This is a genomic window from Moraxella marmotae, assembly GCF_042219885.1.
Lineage (GTDB): Bacteria > Pseudomonadota > Gammaproteobacteria > Pseudomonadales > Moraxellaceae > Moraxella > Moraxella marmotae.
This window is the reverse complement of sequence record NZ_JBHJHR010000002.1, coordinates 637,306-658,178: the sequence shown is the minus strand read 5'-3', so window position 1 is coordinate 658,178 and position 20,873 is coordinate 637,306. Positions and strand designations below refer to the sequence as shown.

The 20,873-nt window shown below is 49.3% G+C and carries 14 protein-coding genes; 9 read left to right on the top strand and 5 right to left on the bottom strand.

The annotated features are described in order from the left end of the window. Positions 1-84 precede the first annotated feature (84 nt). Positions 85-1,278, bottom strand: coding sequence for a patatin-like phospholipase family protein (locus ACFBZI_RS03240; protein WP_375715001.1), 1,194 nt, complete (start codon positions 1,276-1,278; stop codon positions 85-87). A gap of 417 nt (positions 1,279-1,695) precedes the next feature. On the opposite strand from ACFBZI_RS03240, the gene ACFBZI_RS03235 reads away from it, so the two are divergent. From ACFBZI_RS03235 to ACFBZI_RS03215, 5 genes are all read left to right on the top strand, one after another. Next, positions 1,696-2,427, top strand: coding sequence for a phosphoadenylyl-sulfate reductase (locus ACFBZI_RS03235; protein WP_375715000.1), 732 nt, complete (start codon positions 1,696-1,698; stop codon positions 2,425-2,427). Between the two features lie 95 nt (positions 2,428-2,522). Continuing rightward, on the top strand, positions 2,523-3,449 hold the full coding sequence (gene cysD, locus ACFBZI_RS03230) for a sulfate adenylyltransferase subunit CysD (RefSeq protein ID WP_375714999.1): 927 nt from the start codon (positions 2,523-2,525) through the stop codon (positions 3,447-3,449). A 145-nt stretch (positions 3,450-3,594) separates the two neighbouring features. After that, a complete protein-coding gene (locus tag ACFBZI_RS03225) occupies positions 3,595-4,899 on the top strand; it encodes a sulfate adenylyltransferase subunit 1 (protein ID WP_375714998.1) in 1,305 nt (434 codons plus the stop codon). A gap of 116 nt (positions 4,900-5,015) precedes the next feature. Then, entirely contained in the window at positions 5,016-7,112 is a 2,097-nt protein-coding gene (gene recG / locus ACFBZI_RS03220) for an ATP-dependent DNA helicase RecG (RefSeq protein ID WP_375714997.1), read from the top strand. Next, complete coding sequence (locus tag ACFBZI_RS03215; RefSeq protein WP_375714996.1) at positions 7,105-7,755, top strand: Crp/Fnr family transcriptional regulator; 651 nt, start codon at positions 7,105-7,107, stop codon at positions 7,753-7,755. Before recG ends, ACFBZI_RS03215 begins: the two co-directional genes overlap by 8 nt. An 87-nt stretch (positions 7,756-7,842) precedes the next feature. On the opposite strand, the gene coaE is transcribed toward ACFBZI_RS03215, so the two are convergent. The 4 genes from coaE to ACFBZI_RS03195 all read right to left on the bottom strand — a co-directional run bounded on the left by coaE (position 7,843) and on the right by ACFBZI_RS03195 (position 12,445). Next, positions 7,843-8,490 (bottom strand): dephospho-CoA kinase, encoded by a 648-nt coding sequence (gene coaE / locus ACFBZI_RS03210; protein ID WP_375714995.1) that lies wholly within the window; start codon positions 8,488-8,490, stop codon positions 7,843-7,845. Between the two features lie 48 nt (positions 8,491-8,538). After that, positions 8,539-9,450: a prepilin peptidase gene (locus tag ACFBZI_RS03205; protein WP_375716303.1), complete on the bottom strand. Its 912-nt coding sequence runs from the start codon at positions 9,448-9,450 to the stop codon at positions 8,539-8,541. Then, entirely contained in the window at positions 9,450-10,676 is a 1,227-nt protein-coding gene (locus ACFBZI_RS03200) for a type II secretion system F family protein (RefSeq protein ID WP_375714994.1), read from the bottom strand. Before ACFBZI_RS03200 ends, ACFBZI_RS03205 begins: the two co-directional genes overlap by 1 nt. 104 nt (positions 10,677-10,780) lie before the next feature. Further along, positions 10,781-12,445, bottom strand: a complete 1,665-nt coding sequence (locus ACFBZI_RS03195; protein ID WP_375714993.1) for a GspE/PulE family protein — start codon at positions 12,443-12,445, stop codon at positions 10,781-10,783. A gap of 429 nt (positions 12,446-12,874) precedes the next feature. On the opposite strand from ACFBZI_RS03195, the gene ACFBZI_RS03190 reads away from it, so the two are divergent. From ACFBZI_RS03190 to gltS, 4 genes are all read left to right on the top strand, one after another. Continuing rightward, entirely contained in the window at positions 12,875-14,092 is a 1,218-nt protein-coding gene (locus tag ACFBZI_RS03190; RefSeq protein WP_375714992.1) for a multidrug effflux MFS transporter, read from the top strand. 76 nt (positions 14,093-14,168) lie between these two features. Continuing rightward, entirely contained in the window at positions 14,169-14,741 is a 573-nt protein-coding gene (locus ACFBZI_RS03185) for a DUF2799 domain-containing protein (RefSeq protein ID WP_375714991.1), read from the top strand. 291 nt (positions 14,742-15,032) lie between these two features. Beyond that, positions 15,033-18,977, top strand: coding sequence for a phosphoribosylformylglycinamidine synthase (gene purL / locus ACFBZI_RS03180; protein WP_375714990.1), 3,945 nt, complete (start codon positions 15,033-15,035; stop codon positions 18,975-18,977). A gap of 360 nt (positions 18,978-19,337) precedes the next feature. After that, positions 19,338-20,609 carry a sodium/glutamate symporter gene (gltS, locus tag ACFBZI_RS03175; protein ID WP_375716302.1) on the top strand — a complete coding sequence of 424 codons (1,272 nt, stop codon included), beginning with the start codon at positions 19,338-19,340 and terminating at the stop codon, positions 20,607-20,609. Positions 20,610-20,873 lie beyond the last annotated feature (264 nt).

Below are 20,873 nucleotides of genomic sequence, written 5' to 3'. Positions count from 1 at the left end.
TTATTTTTTAATTTATCTAAAAATTATAAAAATCCGCCAAATCAGAGCAAGTTTGGCGGATTTTTGGTATTTGGCTGTTGGGATTTATTGAATGCTTGGGCTTTTGGTATGGGCAACTTGGGCGGCGGCGATGGCTTGTTTGATGGCGTCAATCTTGGCATCGGTGGCGATTTTACCTTGCTCAATCAGCTGGCGGCGGCTTGCCATGTCCATCACCGAGATGTCGGCAATCTCAGGCTCGATGATGACATCGCTGGCTTTGATGTCGGCATCGGCGGCTCGGGCGTTAGCACCGATATTGCCAAAGACTTGCCAAAACTCATGGGCATTAGTCGGCAGCCGATTGGGCAGCCCTTTGGGAATGTCAAGCTCGGTGTTGGCAGGTATGGATTTGATGATATTGCCAACAATATCGCCAAGCGGCAGCTCAAACGGCAACGCCTTGCTCGCTTCGTTCAGCTGACCCAAATTGATGGGAATGGCAACACGCTGCTCGCCCCACTGGGCATGGATATGCGTCTGGTCGTGTCCGATGCTGATGCGGTGGCCATCATCGGTGCTGGTGCTTGGGTTATCGGTGGTTATTGGTTTGGCTGGCTTGGTTTTAGCTTTGGCTGTATCGCTGCGGTTATCGCTCATCAAATCAACCGCAATCACCACATCAGCCCCCAGATTTTTGGCGATTTGGGCAGGCAGCAGGGCAGACTGTGAGCCGTCGGTGTATTTTTGACCGTATTTGTCAGGAATGCGTGGGGCGATGAATAAATTCGGCACGCTGGCAGACGCTTGCACGGCGATGCCTGCTTCACCCAGAGTGAATGCGGTGGCGGTCTTGGTGGTCGCCAAGGTAGCGACAGCGGCATAACGCATGGGGAATTTTTCGATAGGGCGGTGATTGACCTGCTGATTGACATAGTGCCGCAGGCGTGTGCCATCGATCAAGCCCTGCTTAGATGGGCTGATGTCAATGATGTCCTTGGGCGTGATGGTGGTGGCGATATGCTCAAGCTCGCTGGGCGATTTTCCGCTGGCATAGACCGCACCGACCAACGCCCCAACGCTCGTCCCCACCACCAAATCAGGGCGGATACCGTGCGATTCCAGCGACTGTATCGCACCGACATGAGCAAAGCCACGAGCACCGCCACCGCCCAACACCAAGGCGACGATGGGGCGTTTTGGCTGGGGTGTGGCAACAGCCGTCAAAGCGGTCGGTGCGTGGCTGGTGCAGGCAGCCAAGCCAAGCAGTACAGGGGCAACAAGCGAGTATCGTTTCATCATTAAGCCTTATTCTTATTCAATTAATCCAATTCAATCCAATTCAATGAAAAGCAAACCAATTTGCCAAAATATAGCACATCTTAGGCGGTGATGTTTTATAAATGTATGGCATTGTGTAAACATTTTGTAGTCATCAATCGCTAATGCCAAAAAGCGATTTACTTTTTACAAAAAGTTATTTTCGATTTTGCTGGGGTGGTGGTACTTTGTATCCTAAAATGTTTGAAATGCTTGCAATCGCATTCTCATTTATCTTATATCTTATAAATGTATCGCCAAATTGGCAACGCTTGCAAAACTTGCAACACTGACAAAGCCAAGCGATTGCTAATGACACGATTATCAATTAAATCGTAAATGTAATTGCCAATGGCACAAAAGTGATGCCAACAGCCACCTTTGGGAAGCAAAATCATGATTATAAAGCCTGCGTTATGGCAAATCCCAACACCCAGCGAGCTGGTGTTACAGACGCTTGATGCCAAAATCGCCACCTTAGCCCAACGCCTAACCGATATCCACGCCAAGCACGACAAGGTCAAATTTGCCAGCAGTTTGGCGGTCGAAGATATGGTGATTACCGATGTTTTGGCAAAGATTGGCTCAACTGGCGAAGTGTTTACTTTGCAGACAGGCAGGCTAAACGCCGAGACTTTGGCGTTGATTGAGCAGGTGCAGTCGCATTATCCGATGCTAAATTTTCAGCTGTATTATCCTGATGAAACGGCGGTGGCGGACTATGTGCAGACGCATGGGGCGAATGCGTTTTATGACAGTGTGGATTTGCGTAAGCAGTGCTGTTTTATCCGTAAAGTTGAGCCGCTCAATCGTGCCTTAAGCGATGCCGATGCTTGGCTGACAGGGCAACGCCGTGAGCAGTCGGTAACACGCACGACGCTGGATTTTGCCGAGCAGGACGACAGCCGTGGCATCGCCAAATATAACCCCATCTACGACTGGAGCGAGCAGGAAGTTTGGGCATATATTTTGCGGTTTAACATTCCTTTTAATCAGCTGTATCATCAAGGCTATCCGTCCATCGGCTGCGAGCCATGCACGATTGCGGTCAAGGCAGGCGAAGACATTCGTGCTGGTCGCTGGTGGTGGGAAAATCGTGACAGCAAGGAATGCGGCTTGCATAAATAAGCCGATTTTTAGTCGATTTAATACCTTTGAACAAATCGCCTTTGAGCATTGATTTAGCATTTTAAGTAAAAATTTATTAATTATAGGTAAGCATTATGACAACATCAGCCACGCTACAAAACCAACATCTGGATTGGCTTGAAGCCGAGTCCATCTACATTATCCGTGAAGTCATCGCTGAATGTCGCAACCCTGCGTTGTTGTTCTCAGGTGGTAAGGATTCGGTAGTCTTGCTGGCTTTGGCACGCAAGGCGTTTGCCGTTGAAGGTCGCCAAATTGCCCTGCCATTTCCTTTGGTGCATATTGATACTGGGCATAATTATCCTGAAGTGATCCAATTTCGTGATGAGCAAGTGGCCAAGCTGGGAGCCAGATTGGTGGTCGGTCATGTCGAAGATTCGATTGCCAAAGGCACGGTGGTGCTACGCCGTGAGACGGATTCACGCAATGGCGCTCAGGCGGTAACTTTGCTTGAGACCATCGCTGAGCATCAGTTTGATGCCTTGATGGGTGGGGCTCGCCGTGACGAAGAAAAAGCCCGTGCCAAAGAGCGGATTTTTTCGTTCCGTGATGAGTTTGGTCAATGGGATCCCAAAGCTCAGCGTCCAGAGTTGTGGTCGCTGTATAACGCCAAGCATCACCAAGGCGAGAATATGCGAGTTTTTCCGATTTCTAACTGGACGGAGCTGGACATTTGGCAATATATCGCTCGTGAAAATCTGGAATTGCCGTCAATTTATTATGCTCATGAGCGTGAAGTGGTCGAAAAAAACGGACTGCTAGTACCAGTTACGCCACTGACACCAAAGGCAGACGGCGAGATTAGCCAAATCCGTTCGGTGCGTTTTCGCACGGTGGGCGACATTTCTTGTACTTGCCCTGTGGCGAGTACTGCCAGCACGCCTGATGAGATTATCCAAGAAACTGCCGTGGTGGAAATCTCAGAACGCAGTGCAACCCGTCTGGACGATCAGGTGAGCGAAGCGGCGATGGAAGCACGCAAAAAACAAGGCTATTTTTAACTGTCAAATTGCCAATTTGTTAAATTGTTAAATCGCCAATAACTTGGGCAAATTTGACAAAATTGAGAAAATTTAGGCAAATAAAAACTTAGGCAAATTTAGCCACAACCAGCCAAAACCAGACGACTATCAAAAGGATAAAACAATGAGCAATCTAAACACCCATGCACCGCTAAGATTCATCACCGCAGGCAGTGTCGATGACGGCAAAAGCACGCTGATCGGTCGCCTGCTTTATGACAGCAAGGCACTATTGACCGATCAGCTAAAAAACCTTGATAAGACCAAAAACGCCAGCGATACCATTGATTTTTCGGTATTGACAGACGGTCTGGAAGCTGAGCGTGAGCAGGGCATCACCATCGATGTGGCGTATCGCTATTTTTCGACCGCCAAGCGTAAATTCATCATCGCCGATACCCCAGGCCACGAGCAGTACACTCGCAACATGGTAACAGGAGCGTCCACAGCTCATGCGGCGGTGGTTTTGCTCGACGCTTCACAGATTAATTTTGATGAAAATCCAGTCAAATTATTGCCCCAAACCAAGCGGCATTCGGCAATCTTAAAGCATCTGCGTTGTCCGCACATTTTGGTGGCGGTCAATAAGATGGATTTGCTGGATTTTAGCCAAGACAAATTTCAGGCGATTGTGCGTGCTTATCAAGATTTGGCGGCACAGCTGGATTTGGGCGATGTGCAATTTGTCCCAGTGTCGGCATTAAATGGCGATAACATCGTCCACAAAAGCCAGCACACGCCGTGGTACGATGGCGGAGCGTTGCTTGAGATTTTGGAGAATTTGCCAGTCGGTGAGCAAGCGGTTACGGACAAGGCGGCGTTTCATTTGCCTGTACAATATGTGCTAAGAGCTGATGGTGATAAGCAGGACGATTTTCGTGGTTATCAAGGGCGTATCGAAGCAGGGCAAATCGCTGTCGGCGACTTGGTGCGTGTCGAGCCATCGGCACAGACCAGCAGCATCAAGCAAATCATCAGCCCAAATGGTATCGTCGATGCCGCTTATGTGGGCGAGCAAGTTACCGTCTGTCTGGCGGACGATGTGGACATCTCTCGTGGCGATACTATCGTAGCGGCGGACACTGCCAATTTACCAACCAAGCGTATCAAGGCAACCTTGTGCTGGTTTGATGCCAGAGCCCTAAATCCTGCACGCAAATATCTGCTCAAGCACACCACACAGACTGTTTTTGCCAAGGTTAGCGAGATTCACCATGTTTGGGACGTGCATACTTTGTCAAACTTTAGCGACCAAAGCACCCTAAACATGAACGACATTGGCGAAGTGAGCATTAGCCTACAAAAGCCGATTTTGGCAACCGCTTATGCTGACAATACCGCCACAGGGTCGTTTATTTTGATTGATGAAGCGACTTATCACACCGTGGCAGGCGGTATGATTTTGGCAGAAGATGCTGATGATTTTTGATGCCGATGCTTGACAATATTGCCAAAAAGCTGGCCATCATTGGTCGGCTTTTTGCTTTTTTGGGCAAATTATTTTAAAATCAGTCTAACACCAACAACAAAAACAAAAAAACCACCATGACTCAGCCGACCATGACCATTCATCTGCCTGTAACTGCCCTAACTGGTGTGGGGCAGGCGTTGGCAAATCGCTTGGCAGAATTGGGCATTTATCGCATTTTTGATATGCTGATGCACCTGCCCAGAGATTATGAAGACCGTAGCCGCATCGTGCCAATCGGTGATGTCGTCCACGGCATGAGTGCATTGGTATCAGGGACGGTAACTTGGGTCGAAAAAAACCGCACAGGGCTGTCGGTAACGCTAGAAGATGATACTGGCTTGATTGTGCTTAGGTTTTTTAAGACTTATGCTGGACTGACAAACACCATGAGCGTTGGGGCGAAGATTACCGCTTTTGGTGAAATCAAAATCAGCCGCTATGGTACGCAGATGTCGCACCCTGAATACCACATCACAGGCACGCAGCAGGCACAAACAGGGCTGTTGCCGATTTATCCTGCGGTCAAGGGACTTCACCAAAATAAAATCCGCCAACTGGTGCGACTGGCATTACAAGCGGTACGCCACGATGGTATCCATTGCTTATCCGATGCAGAATTGATGCGTGCTGGCGTGGATTTGTCTGGCGATTTGTTGCCAGCTTTGACACAGATTCATCTGCCGAGCATTCATGCCGATATTTTTAGCCAGACGGCATTATTGACTGGACTAAAAGACCGTTCGCACCCTGCTTGTCGGCGGATTATTATCGAAGAGCTGGTCGCTCATCAGTTAAGTTTTTTATTTCGCCGTAATAATGTCTATCGGCACAAAGCCCCCAAATGCGACAGCAAAAGCCCGCTGGCGGATAAGATTTTGGCGACTTTGCCGTTTGACTTGACCGCCGCCCAAAAGCGAGTGATTGGCGAAGCGGTGGCGGATATGGCGACATCGCAGCCGATGCTCAGGCTAATCCAAGGCGATGTTGGTGCTGGCAAAACTTTGGTGGCGGCGATGACGGCTTGTTATGCCATCGATAGCGGCTGGCAGGTGGCGGTGATGGCACCGACGGAGATTTTGGCAGAGCAGCATTTGCTCAATTTTCAAAAATGGTTCACGCCCTTAGGTATCGGTGTCGGCTGGCTGGTCGGCAAACAAACCGCCAAAGCTCGCAGTCAAGCACTGTCAGCCATCAGCGACAATCAAGTGCAAATCGTGGTGGGGACGCATGCTTTGTTTTCGGACAATGTGGCATTTGCCAAACTGGGCTTGGTGATTATCGATGAGCAGCACCGATTTGGCGTTGAGCAGCGGCTCAAGCTGACCAATAAAGGCGTGATGGGCAGCACACCGCATCAGCTGACCATGACCGCCACGCCCATTCCACGCACCTTGGCGATGAGTATGTATGGCGATATGGACGTGTCGGTGATTGATGAGCTGCCGCCTAATCGTACGCCCATCACCACCGTAACCATCAGCCGTGAGCGGCGTGATGAAGTGATTGAGCGTATCCGTGAAAATTGCAAAATGGGCAAGCAGGCGTATTGGGTCTGTCCGCTGGTCGAAGAATCCGCCACGCTTGACGCCCAATCGGCACAGCTGACTTATGATGATTTGGCTCAAAGGCTGGACATCAGTATCGGCTTGGTGCATGGCAAAATGAAAGCCGCCGAAAAGCAAGCGGTGATGACGGCTTTTAAAGAAGGCAGCATTGATCTGCTCGTTGCCACCACGGTCATCGAAGTGGGCGTCGATGTGCCAAATGCGTCTTTGATGGTGATCGAAAATGCCGAACGCCTAGGCTTATCACAGCTGCACCAGCTGCGTGGGCGTGTGGGGCGTGGCAGTGCCAAAAGTTTTTGTGTGTTGTTGTACCAGTCGCCCTTATCCCCAACAGGCATTGAGCGGCTCAATGTGCTAAGAAGTCATACTGACGGCTTTGTCATTGCCCAAAAAGATTTGGCACTGCGTGGGGCAGGCGAGCTGCTTGGCAAGCGACAAACGGGCGATATGGGCTATTATTTGGCGGACATTGTGCGTGATGAGTCGCTGCTTGAAGCGGCAGGGCAAATTGCCCATGAGCTGATTGGCACGCCTGATAAGCTTGCCAAAGCCAGTGCCATTATGAATACTTGGCTACCAGAATCAAAGGATTATGTCAATGTTTGATAAAGACAGCTTGGCATTATTTGCTGATGCCAAACGGCTGACTGACGCCCAGATCATCAAGCGATGGGTGACACATTTGGCACGCAGCGTGCCTGAGCTTGGTGATGACGAGCTTGTCGATGTCGTCTCAGGCTGGGGCGTGTGCCGCTTGCCTGCTCGCAGTTATTGGCTCAAGGCAGGACAATCCCAAACGCAGATGGGCGTGCTGGTGGCAGGGCTTGGCAAACTTGAATACCAAGACGAACAAGGCGGCGTGGTCAATGTGCAGTTTATCCAAGAAGGCGAATGCGTTATCGAACATCGTGCGTTTTTTGATGGTGAGCCTTGTAAATACAGCATGCAGACCATTGAGCCGAGTGTGATTTTGACCATCGACCAGACGCACTATCACGACTGCTGTCAGCGTTATCCGTTTTTTTATCGGCACATCAATGAGCATCTGATGCAGGTGCTGACGCAAAACGCCGACCGCATTGATAATCTGCTCATCAGCGACGCTCAGGCTCGCTATGTCAAATTTATCCAAGAAAACCCAACGCTGGCGGCACGGCTGTCGGTGTCTGATTTGAGTTCTTATTTAAGAATGTCTCGGCAAATGCTGACGCATATCCGCAAAAAACTTGGCCATCGCAAGGGCGATTAGCCGCTAAGCCAGTGGCATGCTGGCTGCTTTGGCGGTTTGGGCTAGCTAATTTCGTTAATTTGGCCAATTTATCAGTTTATCAATACATTATTTATCAATTTGTTCTTTGCCAAAATCTGCCGCTTGGCTCAGATATTTGGCGTGCAATGCAGCAAGTTTGACATACAAGGCGTCTTTATCGCCGTCATTATTGACGATGTCAGCACCGATTTGGGCAGCGATGGCAAGGCGGTCTGCTCGGCTGATTTGCTTATCGATGATGGCGGCAATTTGCTCACAGCTGCTGTTGTCTCGGTGTGCTGCACGCTCCAGCTGCGTATCTACTGACGCATCGACGACCAGCACCTGATGGCAAAGCCCAAGCAAATTGGGCGATTTGTGCCGACCTTCAAAAAGTAGCGGCACGGACAGCACGACATAGGCAGATGCCGCCTGTGCTAGTGCGTTGGTGATGGCGTGATGGATAGCAGGGTGCATGATGGCGTTAAGCGTAGCAAGTTTTGTGGGATTGTCAAAGACATACTGACGCATGGCGGGGCGGTTGTAGTTGCCGTGTTCATCGATAACCCAATCGCCAAAAGCCGCCTGCAATGCATTTAGCAGCGGACTGCCAGCACAGGTGAGCTGATGAGCGATGACATCGGCGTCGACCACCGTGATGCCTTGGGCGGCAAAATAATCGCTGGCGGCGGTTTTGCCACTGCCGATGCCGCCAGTCAGTCCCAAGATAAACATGATTTTTCCTTTTTGGTATTTAAATTTTATTAAATTTATCTATTTAATTTAATAAAATAATTTTAAATAATAATCGGTCAATGATTCACCGTATAATAACAAAATAAATCCAGCAATCAGCAAATATGGCCCAAAGGCAAAGGCTCTGCTCTTGCCTGACAGGTAGCGGTCAATCACGCCAGCGACCACGCCAAACGCAGACGCCATCAGCACCAGCCACGGCAGCTGCCACACGCCCAGCCACGCACCCAAGGCAGCCAGCAATTTGGCATCGCCCAGCCCCATGCCGTCATGACCACGCAGGATTTTGTAGATGGCGTTAATTGCCCATAATAACACAAATCCTGCCACCGCCCCAAAGATGGCATCGCTGCTATCGGTAAACAGCCCAAAGCCATTGGCGACAAGACCAATCATGCCAAACGGCAGCACCAAGCGATCAGGCAGCAGCTGCACTCGCCAATCAATGCCTGCCAATGCCACCCCAAACCAAACAAACAAAAGCGACAACAGTCCTGCTGCCGTCATGCCCTGCACCATGACGACCCAGACCGACAGCACGGCACAGCCAAGCTCCACCAGTGGATACATGGGCAAGATAGCAGCTTGGCAGTGGCGGCATTTGCCTTGTAGTATCAGATAGCTGATGATGGGGATATTGTCATAATAAGCAATCGATGAGCAGCAGTGCGGACAGTGCGATGATGGATAACTTAGGCTAAGATTTGGGTGCGTATCGGCGTGCGTACTGTTGTCTTTAGTAATGCCAGTCATTTTGGCGGTATCGATGCCGTTTTGGGACAAAAAATTTGCCACATCGTCATGCCATTCGTTCATCATGATCTGGGGCAAGCGATGGATAACCAGTGCAATAAAACTGCCAATCACCGCTCCCACCACCGCCACCATGCCAAGCGTTAGCCCATGGGGTAGGTTTGCCAAAGTCTCAATCACCGCCATCACAGCCCTGCTCCCATATTAAAAATCGGCAAATACATTGCCAGCACCAAGCCGCCAATCAGCACGCCCATGGTTAAGATAATGGCAGGCTCAATCATCGCAACCAATGCATCGGTACGCTCAGCCGCTTGTTTGTTGTGATAAGCGGCGACTTGTTCGAGCATTTCGCTCAGTTTGCCTGACGCTTCACCGATGCTGACCATCTGCGTGCTGACTGCGGGGAATATTTGGGCATTTTTCATGGCATCGGCCAGCGAAATGCCTGCTGCGACATCAAGGGCAATCGCTTGGCTGGCTTTGATAAAGATGGGCTGATTGGCGGCTTGTCCTGCCAAATCGATGCTTTTGGTTAAGGGTACGCCTGCTTGTAAAGTCGTGGCAAGCGTGCTGGCAAAGCGAGCGCTGCTCACGGCGGTGATTAATTGCCCAAACACAGGCAGCGACAGGCTTTTTGATGCCCACCAAAGGCGGATAGCAGCAGAAGTTTTGTACAAATAAGCCAATATTGCCACGCCGATGCCAAAGGCAATCAGCAGCGTCCAAAAATATGCCGCCAGCCAATTTGACAACCCAAGCACCCACTGGGTAATCGTGGGCAACTTGCTGCCCATATTCTCAAAAGTGGCGGCAAAACTTGGCACAACCATGAGTAATAAAACGGCAGTAACGACAACTGCCACCACAGCCACCAACAGCGGATAGCGTAAGGCACGAGTCAGCTGTGCTTTGAGCTGGGCTTGGTGTGCGGCGTGGCGTGCGGCACGATCGAGCATGGTGTCCAGTTTGCCTGATTGTTCGCCAGCATTAATCAAAGCGACGGTCAAGGTGTCAAATTCTGCGTGCTTGGCGATGGCATGGCCAAAACTGTTGCCTTGTTCGATGTCGGTTTTGATTTGGTGAATTTTGGTCGCAAGTTTTGCATGGTTTGTGGTCTTGGCAGCGATGCCCAAGGCGGTCGATAGCACGATGCCAGAGCCGACCAGCGTGCTCAGTGTGCGTAAAGTCAGCAGAATTTGCCGAGCAGGGATACGCCGATGAATGTGCCACTCGACGCCTTTGGCACTTAGGACAATCTCACTAAGGCCTTGCTTGCGTAATTGTGCCTTTGCCAGTAGGGCGTTTTTGGCACTAATTTGACCATGGACGGTTTTGCCTTGGGCGGTGAGTGCTTTGTATTTAAATACGGTATCTGCGGCTGTATTTTGGCTTTTTGACAAGTTATCCACAGGTAATTTTTGCTTTGAGTGATTGTTTATAACCTTTTGATTTATATAAGTTTTATTTTTATTTTCCATAGATTTTTTAGCAGTTATCCACAATGTTTGCACAGTTATTGATTGATGATGCGGTGCATCTCAGACAGGCTAATTTCGCCTGCCATCACCTTTTTGATGCCAGCTTGTTTTAGGCTGTCGTTGCCCAATTGTCGGCTCATCGCTTCGATGTCGGCCGCCGATGCTCCAGACAAAATCAGCGTCTCAATCTGAGCCACCACAGGCAGCAGCTCAAAAATCCCCACACGCCCACGGTAGCCGTTTTTGCAATGATGGCAGCCGACAGGCTCATAGACCGTGCTGCAGTTGGCGATGTCATCATCGCCAAATCCTGCCTGAGCCAGAGCTTGACTGGGCATGGATACGGCACGCTTACAATGCTCACACAGCTTGCGAGCCAGTCGCTGGGCGATGATTAGGCTTAGACTGCTGGACAGATGAAAAGACGGCACGCCCATGCTGTTTAGGCGAGTGATGGCAGCGGCGGCGGTGTTGGTGTGCAGTGTCGATAGCACCAGATGCCCTGTTTGGGCGGCGGTGGTGGCAATCTGGGCGGTGTCGCTATCACGGATTTCGCCAATCATGATCACATCGGGGTCTTGGCGTAAAAATGCTCGCAGCACATCGGCAAAATCCAGCTGAATTTTGGGGTTGATATTGACCTGATTGATACCAGTCAAATAAATCTCCACGGGATCTTCGCAGCTTAGGATATTGACTGTGGGCGTATTAAGCAGGCTCATGGCGGTGTACAGCGAAACCGTCTTGCCAGAGCCAGTGGGGCCGGTGATTAAAATCATGCCTTGGGGCTTTTGTAGGGCTTGGGTAAATTGAGCCACTTGCACATCGCTCATGCCCAGTGCGTCCAGTCCGATGAGTGCTTGGGCTGAGTCCAGCAGTCGCAAAACCACTTTTTCGCCGTATAGGGTCGGCAGCGTGCTGACACGAAAATCCACCGAACGCCCATCGGCGGTTGAGAACTTGAGCCGTCCGTCTTGGGCGTGGCGTTTTTCGGCAATGTCCAGCCCTGAGATGACTTTGATGTAGGAAGTGATTCTGGCGGCTTGGGCTTTGGGCGGCGTTTGTATCACTTGCATCACGCCATCGATACGAAAGCGAATGCGGTACACTTTTTCGTACAATTCAAAATGAATGTCTGATGCTTTTAGGCGAATGGCATCGATAAGCAGCTTTTGAACAAAACGCACGGTCGGTGCATCATCGACAGCATGGCTTGGCTCATCAAGACTATCAAGCTCATCACTGCCATCATCAAAAGCCACTTGTGTCCCTAGATACAGGCTGTCCAAGCGTGCCGATAATTTATCTTCTTCAACCAAAAGCGGCAAAATCTGCAGGCGTGTATGAAAGCGAACGGCAGCAAAGGCAGCGGCATCGCCAAGGTCGCTGGTCGCCAAGGACAGCACGCCATTTTTGATGCTAATCGGTAAAACTCGGTGCTGCAAAAACACCTGCTCATCGCAGCCAGCATCGACAAATTCATTGGCACTGCTAAGGTCAAAAATGGCGACATTTTGGCTTTTGCTTTGGATTTCGGCAATCTGACGAGCAGACAGTAGCCGCTGACTCACCAAATGATGCACCAAAGGGCGTTCGGCAGCGGCAGCGTCGATGATGGCTTGCTGCAACACAGCAGGCTCAAGCAGTCGATGGCGGACAATCAGTTGGGCAATCGGCGGTAGTGTCGATGGGTTTGGCATAACGGCTCTTTAATTTTATAAAACTTTTCATTCAATTTTAAATCAAATATGACAAATGATTCATGTTAAAAACAATCTTGGGCAATACCGAACAATACTGGGCTATGCAACAATCTTGGGCAATGCTGAGCATGATAGCGGATTGCCCAAGCGATTTGGCTTGTTGGTGCGGTTTGTCAATTGGGCAATGTTTGCTGACATTTTAGCCAAAATAAATCCGCCCAAAATATGTTACAATGGTGCGTTTTATTTGCCCAGTTTGTCTTGATTTGCTTAAGTTTGCTCAATTTTTTATTCAATTTGTTCGAGTTTATTTATCGAAATTCAAATTTAAATGCAACTTTTATGCAAATTAGACAAACTTATTTTACCAAAATTTATTTTCATTTTACCCAAATTTTTACAATAGATAAGACAACAATGACAACCATGAATCAACAGCGAAAAACAGACTTTCCCGTCTTGTGGGTGATGATATTGGGCGTGATGATTGCCATCGGCCCTTTGTCGATTGATATGTATTTGCCGTCCTTTCCGAGCATGGCGGCAGATTTTGGGGTGAGCGTCTCAAGCATCGCCAAATCCGTGCCAGCGTATTTTGTCGGCTTGGTGCTGGGGCAGTTATTTTATGGGCCGTTTAGCGACCGTGTGGGGCGGGTCAAGCCCATGTATATCGGCATGACGATTTTTGTGATAGCGTCGATGATTTGTGCGACCACAAGCAGCGAATATGTGCTGTTTGCGGCACGGACAATGCAAGCACTGGGTGCGTGCGTTACGGCGGTGGTGAGTCGTGCCGCCATTCGTGATACGCTGACGCCTGTGCAGTCGGCACGAGCGTTTAGCTTGATGATTTTGGTGATGGGCGTAGCACCGATTTTGGCTCCAAGCTTGGGGGCGGCGATTTTACAAGTCGCCGAATGGCACGCCATTTTTTGGTTTTTGGCGGCTTATGGCGTGGTCAATCTGATTTTGACCAAGCTGTTTTTAAAAGAAACTTTGGCTGAAGAAAACCGCAACACCAAGCCGATGAGCCAGACTTTTGTTCAATATGTCAGCTTGATGAAAGACCAAAGATTTATGGTGCCAGCGATGGCGGCAGGACTGCTACAAGGGGCGTTTTTTATCTATTTGTCCATCTCAAGCGAGCTGTTTATGGTCAATTATGGGCTAAATGAGCGACAATTTGCCATCGCCTTTGGGCTAAATGCCTTTGGCTTTATCGCTTTAACGCAGGTCAATCAGCTTTTGACCAAACGCTTTCACTTGGTGCAGCTTTTGCGTTTTGGGGCGTTGATGCAGTTGGTGGCTGCTTGCTGCTTGCTGCTGCTTGGGCTTGTTTTTGGTGGTGATGCCAATTTTTATTTGGTTTTTGCCAGCATTTTTAGCTGTATTGCAGGTTTGGGATTTACTCAGCCGAACGCCGCCGCCATCGCTTTGGCATTTCAAAAAAAGCGAGCAGGCATGGCAAGTGCCTTACAGGGTTCGCTGCAGTTTTCGGTGGGGATTTTTGGCGGTTTGCTCATTGGCTTATTTGACTTAAATCCTGTGGTCAAATTGGGTATGATTGTCAGTATTTTGGTGGTGGTCGGTGCGTGGTTGGTATTTCGCATTGACTCAAAACTGGACTTGGCTGGCGTGGAATAAAACTTGACACGCTCATTTGTCAATTTTTATAATTCGCTATTAATTTAATCGTTAATAAAATTCAAGGACAGTAACGATGAAATATATCATGATAGGCATTTTGGCGGTAATGGGCATGGTGGCAGGCTGTGCAACCATGACTGCCAACGAGTGCCGTTCGGCGGATTGGTACGCTGTCGGTGTCAAAGACGGCAACCGTGGCGAGTCGTGGCAACGCTTGATGCAGCACGGCAAAGCCTGTGCCAAGGTGGGCATCGTCCCAGACGAAGCGGCGTGGGAGCGTGGGCGAGACGCTGGGCTGGTGCAATATTGCACGCCGTCAAACGCCTATTATAAGGGACTGTCTGGCGGCTACATTAACACCCACAATTGCCCAGCACAACTGCAGCCCAAGCTGTATCGTGCCAACGAATATGGCTATAATATCAATAAGTTACAAGGCTTGATCAAAGCGGACAAGAAAAATCTCGCTACTTATCAAGAGCAACTAAAAAAGCTCAAAGAAGGCGATAATCTAAACTTTGGCAGTGAAAAAGAAGCCCGCAAGCATTTGTTAGAATTGCCCAATAAAATCGCTGAAATCAGCCAACGAATCACCAAAAATGAAAACTTAATCCAAGAAGCGATGCGTGTTAGTCCTTGGCGTTAAGATTTGACTGATTAAATGATTATTGATTTTTATCAATAATTTTTGGCGGTGCTTGTGATTGATGATGAGCAAAGAGAGATGAAATTTTCGTCTCTCTTTGTTGTTTTTGGTTAAAATTCTCATTAAAAATCTGTTATAATGATAAGCATTTATTTTGGGGCGTGGCGATGCTTTGGGTAATGCCAGAGATTTTATATTATGGATTAAATGATAATTTAAATCATATTTAAAAATTAGCCACCACCTTTTGAAACGACCACGATTTTGGCATCTTTTGCAAGGGTAAATACCATGACGAGTACCATCGCAGGCTTGGGTTTTTTGACAGATTTTCAAGCACAAAAATTGGCGGATCAACTTCGCAACAAAGCTGGGCTGAAAATTCACGCTTTGAGCAGCCAGCAGGTGTATGTTTTTGATGCACCGCTGTCTGAGCCAGACTATAACAAGGCGATTGATTTGTTAAATCAAGGTCAAAAACTGACCCAGCAGCCTGCTGCCGATAATCAAATTCAGGTGATTGTCGCCCCACGCTTTGGCACAATCAGCCCTTGGGCATCAAAGGCGACCGATATTTTTAATAACTGCGGTGTGCCGATTGGCCGTGTTGAGCGAGTGGTGGTTTATACCTTGACTGGCGATGATTTACCAGCACGCTTGCCAGCGGCCGCCGAAGCGATTTTACACGACCGCATGACCCAAAGTTTGGTTTATGATTTGGCGGCGGTGTCGGCGTTGTTCGTTGATGGCAAGCCTGAACATCTAAACTCGGTGGACATCATCAATCACGGCAAGCAAGCCTTGATCGATGCCAACGCCAAATACGGCTTTGCGTTGTCTGCCCAAGACATCGATTATTTGGTCGAAAACTTCACCAAATTGGGACGCAATCCGACCGATGTTGAGCTGATGATGTTTGCCCAAGCCAACTCCGAGCATTGCCGCCATAAGATTTTTAATGCCGAATGGACGGTGGACGGTGCGGTGCAGCCCAAGTCACTGTTTAAGATGATTCGCAACACGCACGAAAAACACTCGGACGGCATCTTGTCGGCATATAAGGACAATGCGGCGGTGATGGAAGGCTTTATGGATAAGCGTTTTTATCCCACCAAAAACGACGCAGGCGAAGCACAGTACGGCTTTCACGATGAGCAAATTGACATTTTGATGAAAGTTGAGACGCACAACCACCCAACGGCGATTGCACCGTTTGCTGGGGCGGCGACTGGGGCAGGCGGTGAGATTCGTGATGAAGGGGCGACAGGTCGTGGCGGCAAACCAAAAGCTGGCTTGACTGGCTTTAGCGTATCGCATTTGCACCTGCCAAATATGCCTGAAAAATGGGAAACTTCTGGGGTGGTGTCAGCAGCCGATTACAGCAAGCCTGCACGCATGGCATCAGCGCTGGATATCATGATCGAAGGCCCATTGGGCGGTGCGGCATTTGCCAACGAATTTGGTCGCCCAAACTTGAACGGCTATTTTAGAACTTTTCAGCTAGACACTTCTGATGCCCAAGACGGCAGCCAAATGCGTGGCTATCATAAGCCGATCATGATCGCTGGTGGCTATGGCAACATCAAGCGTGATTTGGTACAAAAAAACACCATTCAAGAAGGCGATCTGCTCATCGTGCTGGGCGGCCCTGCGATGCAAATTGGCTTGGGCGGTGGTGCGGCAAGCTCGGTGGACAGTGGCGAGCTGGACGAAGGTTTGGATTTTGCATCAGTACAGCGTGACAACGCCGAGATGGAACGCCGCTGCCAAGAAGTGATTGACACTTGTTGGGCGATGACCAAAGATGGCGTGGACAATAACCCAATCATCTCAATCCACGATGTCGGTGCAGGCGGCTTATCAAACGCCATGCCAGAGCTGGTGGACGATCACGAGCTGGGCGCACACCTAAACTTGCGTCAAGTGCCATCGCTAGAAGCAGGCATGTCGCCGATGGCCATTTGGTCAAACGAAGCCCAAGAGCGTTATGTTTTGGCAATTCGCCCAGACAGCCAAGCGTTATTTGATGAAATCTGCCAGCGTGAGCGTTGCCCATATGCGATTTTGGGCGTGGCGACGGCGGTGCGTCAGTTGGTGGTTGATGATCCGCTGTTGCCAGAGCAGCCAGTGGATATGCCAATGCAGGTGCTGCTTGGTGGCACGCCAAAAATGCAGCGTCAATTTGAGCGTCAAGCGGTCGCTTTAAAAGCACTGGACATCCAAGCGGTCGATTTGGCAAGCAGCATCAAAGATGTACTTCGCCACCCAACCGTTGCCAGCAAATCGTTCTTAATCAGCATTGGCGACCGCTCAATCACTGGTATGGTTACTCAAGATCAATATGTCGGCCGCTATCAAGTGCCAGTGGCAGACTGTGCCGTGACCAGCACAGGCTTACACGCCAAAACTGGCGAAGCGATGGCGATGGGCGAGCGAGCACCAGTGGCGTTGATTGATGCCAAGGCATCGGCACGCTTGGCAGTCGGTGAAGCAGTAACCAACATCGCATCGGCACGCATTGATAAAATCAGCGACATCGTCCTATCTGCTAACTGGATGGCAGCATGTGGCGACCCACAAGAAGATGCCGCCTTGTTCGATGCGGTGCATGCCGTGGGCGAAGAGCTGTGTCCTGCACTGGGCATCACCATTCCTGTGGGCAAGGACAGCTTATCCATGAAAGCCGTTTGGCAAGACGATGGCGTGGATAAATCTGTCACATCACCGATGAGTCTGATCATCACCGCCTTTGCTCCTGTCCAAGATGTCGCAAACACGCTGACACCAGCGTTGGTCAATCAAGACTCAGCCTTGTATCGCATCGATTTATCAGCAGGCAAATTGCGGTTGGGCGGCTCGATTTTGGCACAGACTTTAAGCCAGCTTGGTAATGACTGCCCAGATTTGGAGCAGCCAGACGATTTGATCCAATTCTTTAACTTTATCCAAACCGCCGCCAAAGCCAAATTAATCAGAGCTTATCACGACATCGGTGACGGTGGCTTGGTGGCGACGGTGGCCGAGATGCAGTTTGCCAGTCGTATGGCGGTCAATCTGGCACTTGGCGATGACAATTTGCTTGGTCAGCTATTCGCCGAAGAGCTGGGTGCGGTGGTGCAGGTGCTGCCAGAAGACACCGAAGCGTTTATGGCATTGGTCAAAGACTGTGGCGTTGAGCGATTTGTTAGCCTAATTGGTCAAGCCAAACAAACGCCAGCAGGCGGTGCAGGGCTAGATGTGCTAAGCATCAACACGCCAAGCGTATCGCTGGCAATCAGCCGCAGCCAGCTGCAACAAGAATGGAGCAAAGTCAGCCATGCCATCGCCAGCTTGCGTGATAATCCTGCCTGTGCCGACCAAGAATTTGCCCTAATTGACGATGTCAATCATCATGGCTTGATTGCCGCTGCCAATTATGATTTGGATTTGGCAGTCGAAGCACCGTATGTCAATAGCCGCACCAGCACCCCAAAAGTCGCCATCTTGCGTGAGCAGGGCGTGAACGGCCATCTGGAGATGGGTGCAGGCTTTGTGCGTGCAGGCTTTGATGCCATTGATGTGCATATGAGCGATTTGATGAGCGGACGCATCAATCTGCGAGACTTTGAAGGTTTGGTGGCGTGCGGCGGCTTTAGTTATGGTGATGTGCTGGGTGCTGGCTCTGGCTGGGCAAATTCAGTGCTGTTCCATGACGAGCTGCGTATGCAATTTGCTCGCTTTTTCCACCGCCCTGAGACCTTTGCCCTAGGCGTGTGCAATGGCTGTCAGATGATGAGTCAGTTAAAGGATTTGATGGTGGGAGCAGAGCATTTCCCACGCTTTAGAGCCAACAAATCCGCACGCTTTGAAGCACGCACGGTCAATGTCCGTGTTGAGCGTACCAAGTCGGTACTGCTAAAAGGCATGCAAGACAGCATTTTGCCGATTGCCATCGCACACGGTGAAGGCTATGCCGATTTGGACGAAAAATCCATGACCGAGCTGGCATTGCATGGCCAAATCGCCCTGCGTTATGTGGACAGCCAAGGCAAGCCAACCGAGCATTATCCGCTCAATCCGAACGGCTCACCCGAAGGCATTACAGGCGTGTGTAGCAATGACGGCCGTGTAACTTTGATGATGCCGCACCCAGAGCGTAATTTGCGAGCGGTGAACCATTCTTGGAAGCCGAACGACTGGGTAAATGACGGTGCTTGGATGCGATTGTTCCGCAACGCACGAGCATTTTTGCGTTAATCTTTGCTAAATTCACCACAAAACTTACTGCAAAAACCCAAGCGATGACTTGGGTTTTTGTTTGTGATAATGATCAAATGGGCAATGACCACAAACCTATCAAAATCACCCAAAAACCGCCAAAAAAAAGCACAGACAAACGATAAATAACATTTTAAAAACCAAAAAATTGGCGGATTTATTTGGCAAATGCCAGCAACTTTGTATATACTGTAGTGCATGGCATTGCTTATGTTATTAATTATCCATAAATTTTTAAATATTTTTAAATAGTTAGTAATGCCTTTGGTTATCCATCGGCGTGCCTTGGCGGTACGCTTTTTGGTGTTATATGTGCTACAAATTCAAAAGGGGATTGTGGTGGAAATCGTATTAAACGGTTATTATACATTGATTTTGGCGACATTGGTGTTGCTGCTTGGACGCTTTTTGGTAAAGCGTGTGAAGTTTTTGGGCGATTTTAATATCCCAGAACCTGTGGCTGGCGGCTTAATCGCTGCGGTGGTGATTTATTGCCTAAATTGGTTTTTTGGTTACAGTTTTACCTTCCAAAAAGAATTGCAGACGGCGTGCATGCTGATGTTTTTTGCGTCCATCGGTCTGTCGGCAGATTTTGGCCGGCTAAAAGCAGGCGGCAAGCCATTGCTGATTTTCTTGTTTGTGGTGTCAGGTTTTATCATTTTCCAAAACTTAATCGGCGTTGGACTATCGGCCGCTTTGGGCTTAGATCCTTTGATGGGTTTGGTGGCAGGCTCTATCTCGCTGACAGGCGGACATGGTACGGCAGGGGCGTGGGGTTCGACGCTTGAAGACAAATACGGCTTGGTGGGAGCGACGACTTTGGGTATCGCTTGTGCCACTTATGGCTTGGTTGCTGGCGGTATCATCGGTGGCCCTGTGGCAAAACGCCTGACCAACAAACTGGGCATCAAGCCAACCGCCAATAAGGACAACCCTTCACAAGTTGAGCAGCTTGCCGACAATCAATCACTGTACAGCACCAAGCACGACTTGGGCGACGACACCGCTCACAAAGAGATTTTTGAGCGTCCAGACAACATTCGCCTAATCACCGCTTCATCAGCCATCGAGACTTTGGCGTTATTTGCTGCTTGTTTGGCATTTGCCGACATTATGACCGCTTTTGCCAAAGACACTTGGTTTGAGCTGCCGACCTTTGTTTGGGCATTGTTTGGCGGTGTGGTGATTCGCAACGCTTTGACGATGGTGTTTAATTTTGATATGTTTGACCGTGCCATCGATGTCTTTGGCAATGCGGCATTGTCGCTATTTCTTGCCATGGCGTTGCTATCGCTAAAATTGTGGGAATTGACAGGTTTGGCAGGGCCGATTTTGGTGGTTTTGGTGGCACAGACCATCGCCATGATTGGTTATGCGTATTTTGTTACCTTCCGTATCATGGGCAAAGACTACGATTCGGCGGTGTTGGCGGCAGGGCATTGTGGCTTTGGTCTGGGGGCGACACCGACCGCCATCGCCAATATGCAGGCGATTACCGATCGTTATATGCCATCGCATAAGGCGTTTTTGATTGTGCCGATGGTGGGGGCGTTTTTTGTGGATTTGATGAATGTGGCCATTTTGCAAAGTTTTATCGGCATTTTTGGCTAATTTTGGCAATGAATACACGACAAATAATCGCTAAAAACAACAAACTTAAGATAGCAAAAACCCAAGTCATCGCTTGGGTTTTTGTTTGGGGTTGTGTTGGAATTTTCTTTTTTAAAAACATTATGTTAATATTTGTTTAAAAATATTAATCCCAAAGATTATAATATTTTTCGCTTAGAGCAAGTCTGCCAAACCATGAGAGATATTACAATGAGAAAATTGATGACAAAGATTGTTGGTAGCAATCACATGATACCAGTTTGT

Bases quoted from the DNA above. Each gene is read 5' to 3' on its own strand.
- ACFBZI_RS03185 (WP_375714991.1), top strand. From the start codon at position 14,169: ATGAAATATATCATGATAGGCATTTTGGCGGTAATGGGCATGGTGGCA.
- cysD (WP_375714999.1), top strand. From the start codon at position 2,523: ATGACAACATCAGCCACGCTACAAAACCAACATCTGGATTGGCTTGAA.
- coaE (WP_375714995.1), bottom strand. From the start codon at position 8,490: ATGTTTATCTTGGGACTGACTGGCGGCATCGGCAGTGGCAAAACCGCC.
- ACFBZI_RS03215 (WP_375714996.1), top strand. From the start codon at position 7,105: ATGTTTGATAAAGACAGCTTGGCATTATTTGCTGATGCCAAACGGCTG.
- ACFBZI_RS03205 (WP_375716303.1), bottom strand. From the start codon at position 9,450: ATGGCGGTGATTGAGACTTTGGCAAACCTACCCCATGGGCTAACGCTT.
- ACFBZI_RS03195 (WP_375714993.1), bottom strand. From the start codon at position 12,445: ATGCCAAACCCATCGACACTACCGCCGATTGCCCAACTGATTGTCCGC.
- purL (WP_375714990.1), top strand. From the start codon at position 15,033: ATGACGAGTACCATCGCAGGCTTGGGTTTTTTGACAGATTTTCAAGCA.
- ACFBZI_RS03225 (WP_375714998.1), top strand. From the start codon at position 3,595: ATGAGCAATCTAAACACCCATGCACCGCTAAGATTCATCACCGCAGGC.
- ACFBZI_RS03235 (WP_375715000.1), top strand. From the start codon at position 1,696: ATGATTATAAAGCCTGCGTTATGGCAAATCCCAACACCCAGCGAGCTG.
- recG (WP_375714997.1), top strand. From the start codon at position 5,016: ATGACTCAGCCGACCATGACCATTCATCTGCCTGTAACTGCCCTAACT.
- ACFBZI_RS03190 (WP_375714992.1), top strand. From the start codon at position 12,875: ATGAATCAACAGCGAAAAACAGACTTTCCCGTCTTGTGGGTGATGATA.
- ACFBZI_RS03240 (WP_375715001.1), bottom strand. From the start codon at position 1,278: ATGAAACGATACTCGCTTGTTGCCCCTGTACTGCTTGGCTTGGCTGCC.